We start from the raw sequence: 12,103 nt of genomic DNA, 5'->3' as shown, positions 1-12,103 counted from the left end.
GCGATGCAATGACAATGAAGTGTGAGCCGTGCCCGGATGAGTCTTAGCGGACTTTCTGCGCGTAGCGCCAGGCGAGTTCGGCCATGGGCTTCGCGCGACGGCCCGCGTCGATGGCCTGCGCACTCGCGGCGGTGCCGTCCACCACGCGTTTCATGATGCCCTGCAAGATCGCCGCGATCCGGAACATGTTGTACGCCAGGTAGAAGTTCCAGTCGCCGCGAATCTGCAGACCGGTGCGTTCGCAATAGCGCGCGACATAGTGCGCCTCGTCGGGAATGCCGAGCGCCTGCCAGTCGAGCCCGGCGATGCCGCGGAACTGCGCGGGATCGACGTGCCACGCCATGCAGTGATACGAGAAGTCTGCGAGCGGGTCGCCGAGCGTGGAGAGCTCCCAGTCGAGCACGGCCAGTACGCGCGGTTCGCTCGGGTGGAAGATCAGGTTGTCGAGCCGATAGTCGCCGTGCACGACCGACACGCGCGAGCCGCCGTTGCCGGACTCGTCGGGCATGTGCTGCGGCAGCCATTCGATGAGGTGATGCATCGCGTCGATACGCTCGGTTTCCGAGGCCTGATACTGTCGGCTCCAGCGATCGATCTGGCGTGCGAAGTAATTGCCGGGCTTGCCGTAATCGGCGAGACCTGCCGTTTCCGGCTTCACGTTATGGAGCGCCGCGATCACGCGGTTCATTTCATCGTAGATCGCGCCGCGCTCTTCGCGCGTCATGCCGGGCAGCGACTGATCCCAAAGCACTCGGCCTTCCACGAACTCCATCACGTAGAACGCGCGGCCAATCACCGCTTCGTCGTCGCAAAGCGCGAGCATTTTTGCCACCGGTACATCGGTCGCGGCGAGTGCATCCATCACGCGGTATTCGCGCTCGATCGCGTGCGCCGAGGGCAGGAGCTTCGCCTTCGGCCCCGGCTTCGCGCGCATGACGTAGGTGCGGCCGGGCGTGACGAGCTTGAACGTCGGATTCGACTGGCCGCCGGCGAACTGCTCGACCGCGAGCGGGCCTGTAAAGCCGTCAACGTGGGTGGTGAGCCATGCGGCCAGCGCCTCGGTGTCGAAGCGCTGGCGGTCGGCGACCGGGCGCGTGCCAACGAACGCCGAGTAGTCGGTGCGCGCCGGCGTGTTCGCTTGCGTGTCTCCATCCGGGGTGGTTTGCGCCATAGTCGTCTCCCTTTTCCTGATTCTCCCGTGGGCCGCCGCCCGTCAACCCGGCGGTCTGTAACGCAGGTATTGCGCGTAAAGCATTTCCATCGTCGTGTTGCGTACGTCGCAGTGCAGCGGCGAGGGCAGCGCGTGGTTGATCGCGCGCACGACCCAGTCCTGTGGCGCGCTGCCGACGTCCAGCGCATTGATGCAACCCGTGGCCTGCGCGAGATGGCCGAAGAATGCACGCCCGCCCGCCATGATCGCGTGCGAGAGAATCGCGCGGTTCACGCCGCCGTGCAGAACGAGCAGCGCGGTGTCCCAGGCGGGATCCTCGCGTAGCGCGTCCACCGCGGGCAGCACGCGATCGAGCAGCTCGCCGATGGTCTCGCCGCCGAGAAAGCGCGTGTCTTCCGCCACGATGCCATCGAATGCGCGCAGGAAGGCGTTTTCGACTTCGTCCGGCGCAATCGCGGCAAGACGCCCGCCGCGAATCTCCTCCCACGCAGGCTCTACCTCGAGCCCGACCGCCTGGCCGGTCGCCGCGAGCACGCGCTGCGCGGTTTCTACCGTGCGGCGCAGGCCACTCACGATCACGCGGTCGAAGCGCACGCCCTGCAAGGCGAACGCCTCGCCCGCAGCCGTTGCCTGGGCGCGGCCCTTCTCGTTGAGCGGCACGGTGTCCGGGTCGATCGCGCGGCCCGTCTCGTCGAAGTACGTGACGTCGCCGTGCCGCATCAGGTAAATGCGGCGGCGCGTGGGCAACTGGTATTCGCTCATGGGTGTGCCGATTGAACGATGTGAAGCAGGATTCGGAGCCGACTTACCGGTAGACGGGCGCGCGTTTCTCGAGGAACGCCGTGATGCCTTCGAGCCCGTCGCGGTGATGGAGCGAGGCGACGAAGCTGTCGCGCTCCGCGGCGAGCTGCGCTTCGAGCGGCTGCGAGTCGGCTACGTTAGTCAGGCCCTTGATGCGCGCCACCGAGTTCGGCGAAATCTTCGCGAGTTCGTCGGCCCAGGCAAGCGCCGTGTCGAGCGCCGTTTGCGGCTTCGCGAGCCGGTTCACCACGCCCAGCTCCGCGAGGCGCGGCGCTGCGACCGGCTTGCCTTCGACCATCAGTTCGAACGCGAGCGCGCGCGGCAGGGAGCGCGAGAGAAACCAGGAGCCGCCGCCATCGGGCGTGAGGCCCACGCGCGAATAGGCCATGACGAATTTGGCGTCGTCGGCGGCGACCAGCAGGTCGGCAGCGAGCGCGAGCGAGAAGCCCGCGCCGGCGGCCGCGCCTTCCACGGCCGCGATGATCGGCTTGCTCGACTGGCGCATGGCCGTGACCCATGCGGCCAGCATGTCGATGCTGGCGGCCTGCACCGAAGGGTCCTTCGCGCGGTTTTCGAGCAGGCGGTTCAGGTTGCCCCCCGCGCAGAAGAAGTTGTCCGCGCCCGTGAGGACGATCGCGCGCAGTGAGGGATCGCGCTCGGCGGCGTCGAACGCCTCGACGGCGGCCGCGTACATGTCGGGATGCAGCGCGTTGCGCGCGCCGGGGTTCGACAGCGTCAGGACGAGCGTCGATTCATGGTTTTGCGGGCGGGTGCTGCGGAGTTCGGCGCTCATTGCGGTTCCTCGTTCGATGCGTTGATGTCTGCGGTATCCGATGCTTCAGGTAGCGTCAGCGAAAGGCCGGGATGCACGCGGCGCACATACCAGGGCGACGAGGCGATAGCGCCTTCGCCTGGCGCGGCGTGGATGTGGCGCAGGATCGGGCGGGGCGCGCCCGCACGCTGCGCGCCGGTCCCGACGACATCTGCTGTCTCAATGTTGTAATGAGGGAAAGTCATTGGAAGCCTGGCTCCATGATTGGCCTAGAATAGCACGGTCGTACATTTATCATGAAAACGATTCGGCGGTTCCGCGAGGGAACTGCCCTTGTCAAGGAGGCAACGAGGATGATCAAGCTGCATGGTTTCGCGCTCTCGAATTACTACAACAAGGTCAAACTCTTGCTGCTCGAGCACGGCATTGCGTTTGAGGAAGTCCCGACGAAACTGCCGCTCGAAGAGGCGCTGCTCGCTCGGTCGCCGGGCGGCAAGGTGCCTTATATCGAAACGGAACAGGGCTTTCTGTGCGAGTCGGAAGTCATCGTCGAATATCTGGCTGCGCGCTTTCCAGAGAAGCCCATTTTCGCGGCGGATCCGTGGCAGGCGGCGAAGGAGCGCGAACTCATCGTCTTTATCGAGACGCATCTGGAGTTGAACGCGCGTGAGCTGTACGGCGAGGCGTTTTTCGGCGGCAAGACGACCGACGAGGTCAAGGCGACGATGGAAAAGCGCCTGCGCCGCTATGTGGCGGGCTTCAGGCGGCTCGCGAAGTTCGCGCCATACGTGGCAGGCGAGCAGTTCGGCGTGGCCGATGCGGCGGCGTTCGTGAGCTTGCCGCTCGTGGGCCGCGCGACGCTGGCGGTCTATGGCAGCGATTTCCTCGCCGATGCGGGCATCGACTGGAAGTCGTATATCAAGCTGATCGCCGAGCGGCCGACGGCACAGCGTGTCAACGCCGACCGCAAGGCGTACCTCGAAGCGAACTCGTAAGCGCCGCGACTTTTCGCCAGGTGCCGTACAGCCCGCTGCAGCGCGCGATGATCGGGAACGCACTGCCGTTCGTGGATTCATCGCGCGTGCGCAAACTCAGAGCCGCGCGAGCCGCTCGAGCGCGGTCGCGAGCGTGCTCTCCTGCTTGGCGAAGCAAAAGCGCACGACGCCCGATTCGTGCGCCTCGTGATAGAACGCCGACACGGGAATGGCGGCCACGCCGATCTCGGCGGTGAGCCACTTCGAGAACTCGGCTTCGGGCAGATCGCTGATCGCCGAATAGTCGACGCACTGGAAATAGGTGCCCTCGCACGGCAGCAGCTTGAAGCGCGTATTGGCGAGACCCGCGCGGAAGAAATCGCGCTTTTTCTGATAGAACGCAGGCAGTTCCAGATACGGCCTGGGATCGCGCAGATACTGCGCGAGGCCGAACTGCATCGGCGTGTTCACCGTGAATACGTTGAACTGATGCACTTTGCGGAACTCGGCCGTGAGCGGCGCGGGCGCGGCCACGTAGCCTACCTTCCATCCCGTCACGTGATAGGTCTTGCCGAAGCTCGACACGATGAAGCTGCGCGCGGCCAGTTCCGGGTAGCGCGCCACGCTTTCGTGCGGCTGGCCGTCGTAGACCATGTGCTCGTACACCTCGTCGGAGAGGACCAGCACGTTCGTGCCGCGCACGATGTCCTCGAGCTTCTGCATGTCGTCCGCTCGCCAGACGGTGCCCGTGGGGTTGTGCGGCGTGTTGATGAGGATCAGGCGCGTTTTCGGCGTGATGGCCGCGGCGAGGCGGTCGAACGGAATCGCGTAGTCGGGCGCTTCGAGCGTCACGAATACCGGCTTGCCGCCGGCCAGTTCGATCGAGGGCAGATAGCTGTCGTAGGTCGGTTCGACCACGATCACTTCGTCGCCTGCATGCACGGTCGCGAGGATCGCCGTGAGGAGCGCCTGCGTGGCGCCCGCCGTCACCGTGATCTCGCTGTTGGCGTCGTAGCGGCGGCCATAGACGCGCTCGATCTTGTCCGCGATCGCCTCGCGCAGGGCGGCAACGCCCGCCATGGGCGGGTACTGGTTGTGGCCCTCGCGCATGGCTTGCGCGACCGCTTCGACGATGCGCGAGTCGCAATCGAAGTCCGGAAAGCCCTGGCCCAGATTCACCGCGCCCTTTTCGGCGGCGAGCGCGCTCATCACGGTGAAGATCGTCGTGCCGACGTTCGGCAGACGCGACGGAAAAGAGGGCGTGAGCAGGGTGTCCTGCGAATGCTGCGTGGGATGCGGTGCGTTCATGTCGCGGGCGGGTGTTTGACGTTGGACCGGGAAAGCCGGGTTCGAAAGCCCGATTGTAGGCAAATCGGCGCGGCCGCGGTGCTCAGACCGGACGCGCGCACCTTTTCCGCTGCTTGTCAGGCATGGACCGCCTCGGCGGCGCCTTGCACGCATTCGGCGACGAAAGCATCGGGCGTGGCGATGCGAAAGCCGAAATCTCGCGCCACGCGCCTCGCGAGCTTCAGGACCGCGCGATCCTTCGAGACGAGCCATCGCGCGCCGCTCGCGCGCGCGAGTTCGAGAAATTTCTGGTCGTCGCGGTCGCGGCATTGGGGCAGGGGACGCGCGTCGGCGGTGAGCTCGGCCAGTTCGATTCGTTCGACGAGTCCGTCGAGGACAGCCAGCGCATCTGCCTTCGCAACGCCGCGCCCGGCGAACTGCGGATAGTCGAGTACGTGGGCCAGTTCGGCCTGACAGCGCACGTCGATCAGTGCGCGGATCGCGCCGCGTTCGAGCGCCACGCGAATGGGGCGCGTGTGGGGATCGTCGAACACGAGAATATCGAGCCAGACATTCGAATCGAGCACCACGGGAAGCACGGGCGCCACGGCGGACGAGGGTGGGATTGCGGTCGGGGGCGTGAGGCCGGTCATTCGTGAATTCGCTACAATCGGGCTTTCGTGTTTGAACATTGCAAGCCTCTATGATAATCGTTCTGTCGCCGGCCAAATCGCTCGACTATGACACGCCAGCGCACGTCGAAACCCACACCATCCCCGATTTTGTCGACGACGCAGCCGAACTCATCGATGGCCTGCGCCGCCTCTCGCCTCAGCAGATCGGCTCGCTCATGAGCATTTCCGATCCGCTCGCGCGCCTGAATTTCCAGCGCTATGCCGACTGGTCGAAGCAATTCAGCCAGGCCAACGCGAAGCAGGCCGTGCTCGCGTTCAATGGCGACGTCTACGAAGGCTTCGACGCGAAATCGCTCTCGTCCGCGGATCTCGACTATGCGCAACAGCATGTGCGCGTGCTCTCGGGGCTCTATGGCCTGCTGCGTCCGCTCGATCTGCTTCAGCCGTATCGCCTCGAGATGGGCACGCGTTTCGAAAACGCGCGCGGCAAGGATCTCTACGCGTTTTGGGGCGAGCGCATCACGCACGCGATCAACGCGCAGATGGAACGCAATCATGCCGGCGCGAACAAAGCGGCGAAGGGCGCGCGCGTGGTCGTGAACTGCGCGTCGAACGAGTACTTCAAGGCGGTGAAGCCGAAGAAGCTCGCGGCGAGCGTCATTACGCCCGTATTCGAGGACTGGAAGGGCGGCCGCTACAAGATCATCAGCTTCCACGCGAAGCGGGCGCGAGGCTTGATGGCGCGTTATGCCGTCGAGAACCGCATTGCCGAGCCCGAAGCGCTCAAGGCATTCGATGTGGAAGGCTATGCGTTCGATGCGGATGCATCGAACGATTCGACCTACGTATTCCGTCGGCGTATCGCCGACTAATTGGCCAGATGAATGGCCAGGCAAGCGGGAAGGAAACCAACATGACGATTGCGATCACCAGCCAGTTCGATGCGGGCGCGATTGAAGTTCTATCGTGCGAGCGCGCCGACGATATCCGTCTGCGCGTGCGCACGGACAATCAATCGGAGTTCGCGCAATGGTTCTACTTCCGCGTCACGGGCGTGCGCGGCGAAAACTGCGTGATGACGTTCGAGAACGCAGCGGCCTGTGCGTTTCCCGAAGGCTGGCGCGATTACCAGGCCGTGGCGAGCTATGACCGCGTGAACTGGTTCCGCGTGCCGACTGCCTACGACGGCAAGCAGCTCGTCATCGACCACACGCCCGACTTCGACAGCATTTACTACGCATACTTCGAGCCGTATAGCGAAGAGCGTCATTCGGAATTCCTCGGGGCGCTGCAGCAGCTGCCGCATGCGACGCTCACGGAACTCGGACAGAGCGTGGAAGGCCGGCCGATTTCGTTGCTTTCGCTCGGCATGCCGGGCGATACGGCGCCCGACGGCAAGCGCAAGAAGACGGTATGGATCATCGCGCGCCAGCATCCGGGCGAGAGCATGGCCGAGTGGTTCGTCGAAGGCCTCGTCAAGCGTCTCGCTGGATGGGGCGACTGGGCGGGCGATCCGGTCGCGCGCAAGCTCTACGATCGCGCCGTGTTCCATATCGTGCCGAACATGAATCCGGATGGCAGCGTGCACGGCAATCTGCGCACCAACGCCGTGGGTGCGAACCTGAACCGCGAGTGGACCGAGCCGGACGCGCAGCGCAGCCCCGAGGTGCTGGTCGTGCGCGATGCGATCGAAGCCACGGGCGTCGATCTGTTCTTCGATATCCACGGCGACGAGACGCTGCCTTACGTGTTCGTCGCGGGCTCGGAAATGTTGCCTGGCTTTACCGATCAGCAACGCGTCGAGCAGAAGGCGTTCATCGACGCGTTCAAGGTGGCGAGCCCCGACTTCCAGGACCAGCACGGCTACGAGGCGAGCCGCTATCGCGAAGACGCGCTCAAGCTGGCTTCGAAGTTCATCGGTCATCGCTACGGCTGCCTTTCACTCACGCTCGAGATGCCGTTCAAGGACAACGCCAACCTGCCCGACGAACGGGTAGGCTGGAACGGCGAGCGCAGCGCGGCGCTTGGCGCCGCGATGCTGCAGGCCATTCTGCATCACGTCGAGACGTTCTCGTAACACGCGCGTAAGCCACACGGGCACGAAGAAAAAGGGGGAAGCGACCAAATCGCTTCCCCCTTTTTGCATCGACAACGCCGACGATTTCAGGCTGCCGTCGTCTTCTTTTTTGAAGGCGTTTTCCTGGCTGTGGATTTCGTCGTCGCAGATTTGCTGGCCGACTTCGTGCTGCTGGTGGAAGGCTTGTGGCTCGACTTGCTGGCGGGCGCGTTCTTCGAACTCTTGCCGGTGGACTTCTTCGTCGAATGCTTGCCCTTTCCGTGCGCGCTGCCATGGGATGCCGTTCCGCTGTGCGCGCGCGACGGCGGGACCGGATCGTTCCAGCTGAACGCGAGCATCTGCTGTCCGACATAACCGCAGCGAAACTTCAGATCGTAGGGCGAGTTGCCCCTTTCTTTGGGAATGCCGATGCCTTCGACGGTCACGATCGTATCGACCTTGACGCGCTGTTTGCGTTCGTCGAACGAGTCGTTCCACGGCGTCACACTGGCGTGTGCGCTGTCAAACGAGCTTGGCGGAAACTCGACGTGATCGAGCGCCGTGGAGGTGCTGGCGACGAAGTTGCCGTGTGCTGCACAGTCGGCGACGAGCGGGTCGGCGTGCATCTGGCCGACGAACTGGTTGACGAGATCGTTGTGTTGATCGAGTTGATCGGCTTGGGCTGCGGGTGCGGCGATGAGCATGAGGCTCGCGGCGCATGCGGCCAGTTGGCCGGCTACGAACAGCAGCCGGCGGGATGCGTGGTTGCAGTCCATCTGCTTGCCTGGAATGAAGGGTGAGACGTCAGGCACCGTAAGATGCCGCGCGACCGCGATGAGTTCAATCCGGGAAGCAATAATTTTCGTCTGCCTGAACGGCGGAGTCGAGGCGTTGCGGTGAGCGACGCCTCGCAGTCGCGGCTTCACGTCGCGCCTGGTGGAGACACACTGTCACAGCACTACGTGCGCGGCCCGCCCAGGCGGTAGCGGCGTACGTCGTAGGTGGTGACCCAGGCTGGCCGATAAACGGCGATCAGCGCGGTTGCCATTCCGGTGAACCAGGCTTCGCCCGATGCAAGCAGAAATACGCTGAAAGCATAACCGGCGGGAACGGTGAGCGCCGACCCCCCGGTGAGCGCGACATGGGTGCCGAGGGCGAGATACGCTGCGGCCGAAACGGCGATAGCCGGCGAGACGAAGCCCTGACCGACGATGAACATAAAGAGATTACGCGGTAGCCACGCGGTGCAGGCGCGCTGCAGCAGCGCAGAAATCGCGACAGGAAAGGCGCCGAACAGGAGGAAGGTCAGTGCCACGCCCTCCCAGGGTGCGTCGAACACGAGCGCTGCGAGCCCCACCACGACGCCCATGGCGACGAGCGCGAGCCCCCAGTCGAACAGCGTGACCATGAGCGTGGCGCCGAGCAGATGCAGCACGGTGCCGTCCTCGAGCCATGCGTTGCTCGCCCACAGCACGGAGATCGCGACCACGATCGCGAGCCACACGTGCTGGAGCGTTGCGTCCTGAAGGCGCCTGAAAGGGTTCTTCCACAACGCGAACGCGAGCGACCCCACGGTGACAACCCATGCACCGATAGCGACCCAGAGCGGAAGCGGCGTGAATAGGAACCCCATGTGCTTCATATTACTCGTTGGAAGACAAACCGTGTGCGCGAGCGGGCACCAAGGCTTCCTCGTCTGCGCTTTCCTCGGGAATGTCGCCCTCGGCGCGCTGCGACGACGGTGCGGCGACGGGCTCGCCGTACGGCGCGTTGGGCTCTGCGGCCATCGGCAGCGGCTCGACACTGTCGCCTGACGGCAACGGATAGAGGAACGTCAAATTCTCGCGTGTGCGCAACGGCACTGGGCCATGTTCGCCGTGCCGCGGCCGCGGCGGGTGCTCGCACTGGGCGCGCAGCACCTGCAGCTGGTTCGCCAGCAAGCCGTTGTAGATCGCGACCGCTGCCGCGCGGTTTGGCGCGCCGAGCTGCTGAAAGATGCTTGTCAGATGAACTTTCACCGTTCCCTCACTGATCCCGAGCGCTCTCGCGATCATCTTGTTCGTGTTGCCCATATGGACGCACCGCAGGATCTGCTCCTGGCGAGGCGACAGATGGACCTTCGGGCGCAGCCTTCGGACTTGTGCAGCGCTCTTGGCGTTGCGCCGGGGTGGCAAGGGCCAGGGCGTACACGGGCCGAAGACGTCCGCCGGCAGGTGATCGCCCCCGAGCAGGATGAGTTCGAGAAACTTCACGATCAGAATGGAATCCGTTGTGCGACGGATGATCCCGCGCGCGCCTTCGTCGATGAGCGTGCTGACGGCCGCGTGCGTTTCGGTACCGTCCACCAGCACGGCGACGGGCAGTGTGCGGTGCCGCATGACGAAGTGGCGCAATTCGCCGGCGCGAATGCCGTCGTGCCAGTCGATCACGAACAGGTTGGGTGTGAACCGTTGCATCGCGCGCTCGGCGCTCCGCCAGTCCGGCGCATCATTGAAACGTGCGCGACGGTCGATTTGTCTTAACAGCGCCTTGAGCCCTTCTCGCCTTTCGGCGTCCGGATTGAGTACGACGAACCGCATGGCTATGCCCTCCTCTCGTTGACGGCCTCTCGAAATGTTGTGAAACACGCACCGCTTCTGTACGGCGGTGAACCAGACCAACAGCGCCATAATGACAAAAAGGTTGCGCTCTGGCGGCCTGTCCAAAAGGCGTAAGACGTAGGGCAAAAAAAAGTCCCGCAAACAGGCGGGACCGCGTAGGAATTAGGGAATTGTCTTAGTGGAAGTGTGGCTGTATAGGCTCAGCATCTTCTGGCATTTCGGCGTGGACGATCTCACCGAGCGGATCCGCATAGAGCGGCACGCCACAGTCATCGCAATATTCCGGCTCGAAACGACCCGCGTGACGACGGATATCGGTGATGCCCGATTCCTTCAGCAACTCGACGATCTCGTCGAGCGGACCGTTGCTGACGTTCTCCTCGGTTGGTTCTTCGTCGATATCGGCGTCGCCGTTTTCTCGCCCATAGAGCGGCCACACTACGCCATACAGCACGTCATTGCTTCCCCGCTTCGTGAAGCCGATGCGGTATTCGTCGATACGACGCTCACCGAACCCCGCGACCACGGCGCGCAGGTCTTGCGCGGCTGCACCGATCGTGTCGAGCAGGTAGCGCACGGCGGTGCGGATCGTGTGTGGGCGTACGCGCTCGTCAGCGTCGCGGCAGGCGGAGTAGTAGGCATCCGGCAGCAGACACTCGAACTCGCAGCCCGGCATCACGACTGCGAGGTTGGCACCGCCCTGAGTGGCCCACTGCTCGAGGCATTGGCCGCGCTCGATGCGCGAGCCGTGCTCCTCTTCCTGCCAGCGAAAGAGCGCGGCGCCGACGGGCGCGGCGACGACGGCCAGCAGGAAACGCGGATCGGCGAGAATCGGAGACGTTTCCGGCAGTTCGCCGGAGCTGATCTTCGCGGGTGTGCCGCTCAGCGCCGCCTGCGAAAGCTGTTGGGCGAGGCGCCACGTTTCGACATGGTGGCGCGGCAACTGGTCGATGCTATAGAGATAGGGGGCCATCGCCACGCGCGTCCCGTTGGCGAGGACGTGCGCCTGGAGGTGCGTGCGCAGCGCGTCGGAGGCGTCGGCCTTGAGGGGGCCCGAAGGGATGACATAGCGCGTCCAGGCCAGCACCGGCGCGGCCACGAGCAGTGCCTCGAATTGGGCGCCTTCATGTTCGACGACGAACGACTCGCTGTGCGTCTCGGCCATATCGGCGAGCGCCCCATAGGCGTCCGGATGATTCTGCTGCAGATGGTCGAGCGCGGCGTCGAGCGTAGTCTGATTGCCGTTGCGCACGACCTTCGCGAGCAGGGTGTCGAGCTTGGCCTCCCAGAAGCGGTCTTCGGTACGGCTGCCCGAAGCGAACAGGGCGAGCGAGAGGCCGACGAGCTTGTCGGCGTCAGGAGGAAGGCGTTTGGCGATTCGCGAGCGCATAAATCTGTGAGTTGGGGGGCAGAGAACCCCATATTCTAGTCGGTTCCGCGCGCGTCATCTGATTGGCCAGCAGAAGCGCGCCCAATGTGGGCTTATGCGATGCGGGATGGCGGCTGAGGGTGGGCCGCTGACGTCCACGAGAAGGGGTTGTTTACTGCTGTGCCAGGGCGTCAAAAAACCGCTTGCAAGATGTCACGGGCGTGACTAGAATTCCGGTCTTTCGCGCTTTCGATGAAGGCGCGGGGAGACGGGAAGCCCGGGCGAAAGCCTTGTGGCGTCTGGGTCTGCGGGTGGTTCGAGGTTGCGCGGCAGGTTAAGCGAAGTAAAAAAACCTGTTGACAGATCGCCCGGCAGTCTTCATAATTTCGTTTCTCTGCTGCTGACGCAGCAACGCAGAAAGAAGCCGGTAGTTGAGTT

Annotated in this window: 14 protein-coding genes; 3 read left to right on the top strand and 11 right to left on the bottom strand. The window is 64.2% G+C overall.

Annotated features, from left to right (window positions below):
• Nucleotides 1-43 precede the first annotated feature (43 nt).
• The 4 genes from BMI01S_RS27720 to BMI01S_RS27705 are packed head-to-tail and all read right to left on the bottom strand — an operon-like array spanning nt 44 to nt 2,989.
• Nucleotides 44-1,171: a phosphotransferase gene (locus BMI01S_RS27720; RefSeq protein ID WP_028210389.1), complete on the bottom strand. Its 1,128-nt coding sequence runs from the start codon at nt 1,169-1,171 to the stop codon at nt 44-46.
• Between the two features lie 42 nt (nt 1,172-1,213).
• On the bottom strand, nt 1,214-1,933 hold the full coding sequence (locus BMI01S_RS27715; protein WP_028232053.1) for a histidine phosphatase family protein: 720 nt from the start codon (nt 1,931-1,933) through the stop codon (nt 1,214-1,216).
• Between the two features lie 43 nt (nt 1,934-1,976).
• On the bottom strand, nt 1,977-2,765 hold the full coding sequence (locus BMI01S_RS27710; RefSeq protein WP_028232054.1) for an oxepin-CoA hydrolase, alternative type: 789 nt from the start codon (nt 2,763-2,765) through the stop codon (nt 1,977-1,979).
• Nucleotides 2,762-2,989, bottom strand: coding sequence for a hypothetical protein (locus BMI01S_RS27705; RefSeq protein WP_028232055.1), 228 nt, complete (start codon nt 2,987-2,989; stop codon nt 2,762-2,764). The genes BMI01S_RS27710 and BMI01S_RS27705 overlap by 4 nt, the downstream gene beginning before the upstream one ends.
• Before the next feature lie 108 nt (nt 2,990-3,097).
• Here BMI01S_RS27705 and BMI01S_RS27700 point away from each other — a divergent pair, with 108 nt between their 5' ends.
• Nucleotides 3,098-3,739, top strand: coding sequence for a glutathione S-transferase family protein (locus BMI01S_RS27700; RefSeq protein ID WP_028232056.1), 642 nt, complete (start codon nt 3,098-3,100; stop codon nt 3,737-3,739).
• Nucleotides 3,740-3,835: 96 nt separating this feature from the next.
• Here BMI01S_RS27700 and BMI01S_RS27695 read toward each other — a convergent pair whose 3' ends face one another.
• Both BMI01S_RS27695 and BMI01S_RS27690 read right to left on the bottom strand, forming a co-directional pair.
• Complete coding sequence (locus BMI01S_RS27695) at nt 3,836-5,026, bottom strand: pyridoxal phosphate-dependent aminotransferase (RefSeq protein ID WP_028210384.1); 1,191 nt, start codon at nt 5,024-5,026, stop codon at nt 3,836-3,838.
• Between the two features lie 116 nt (nt 5,027-5,142).
• On the bottom strand, nt 5,143-5,631 hold the full coding sequence (locus BMI01S_RS27690; protein WP_028210383.1) for a putative toxin-antitoxin system toxin component, PIN family: 489 nt from the start codon (nt 5,629-5,631) through the stop codon (nt 5,143-5,145).
• Nucleotides 5,632-5,708: 77 nt separating this feature from the next.
• Here BMI01S_RS27690 and yaaA point away from each other — a divergent pair, with 77 nt between their 5' ends.
• Entirely contained in the window at nt 5,709-6,512 is an 804-nt protein-coding gene (gene yaaA, locus BMI01S_RS27685; RefSeq protein ID WP_028210382.1) for a peroxide stress protein YaaA, read from the top strand.
• Between the two features lie 41 nt (nt 6,513-6,553).
• The gene (locus BMI01S_RS27680) at nt 6,554-7,717 is read left to right on the top strand and encodes a M14 family metallopeptidase (protein WP_028210381.1); all 1,164 of its coding nucleotides are present in this window, start codon (nt 6,554-6,556) and stop codon (nt 7,715-7,717) included.
• An 86-nt stretch (nt 7,718-7,803) separates the two neighbouring features.
• On the opposite strand, the gene BMI01S_RS27675 is transcribed toward BMI01S_RS27680, so the two are convergent.
• From BMI01S_RS27675 to BMI01S_RS42605, 5 genes are all read right to left on the bottom strand, one after another.
• On the bottom strand, nt 7,804-8,472 hold the full coding sequence (locus BMI01S_RS27675; protein WP_028232057.1) for a BspC domain-containing protein: 669 nt from the start codon (nt 8,470-8,472) through the stop codon (nt 7,804-7,806).
• Nucleotides 8,473-8,654: 182 nt separating this feature from the next.
• Nucleotides 8,655-9,329 (bottom strand): energy-coupling factor ABC transporter permease, encoded by a 675-nt coding sequence (locus BMI01S_RS27670; RefSeq protein WP_028210379.1) that lies wholly within the window; start codon nt 9,327-9,329, stop codon nt 8,655-8,657.
• Nucleotides 9,330-9,339: 10 nt separating this feature from the next.
• A complete protein-coding gene (locus BMI01S_RS27665; RefSeq protein WP_042291220.1) occupies nt 9,340-10,275 on the bottom strand; it encodes a helix-turn-helix transcriptional regulator in 936 nt (311 codons plus the stop codon).
• A 196-nt stretch (nt 10,276-10,471) separates the two neighbouring features.
• A complete protein-coding gene (locus tag BMI01S_RS27660) occupies nt 10,472-11,686 on the bottom strand; it encodes a DUF2863 family protein (protein ID WP_028210378.1) in 1,215 nt (404 codons plus the stop codon).
• A 170-nt stretch (nt 11,687-11,856) separates the two neighbouring features.
• Nucleotides 11,857-12,103: hypothetical protein (locus BMI01S_RS42605; RefSeq protein ID WP_218002758.1), on the bottom strand; the 247-nt coding region annotated here is incomplete at its 5' end.

The sequence above is a fragment of the Paraburkholderia mimosarum LMG 23256 = NBRC 106338 genome (assembly GCF_000739815.1).
Lineage (GTDB): Bacteria > Pseudomonadota > Gammaproteobacteria > Burkholderiales > Burkholderiaceae > Paraburkholderia > Paraburkholderia mimosarum.
Note: the sequence above shows the minus strand (reverse complement) of the source record. Positions and strands in the feature narration are given on the sequence as shown.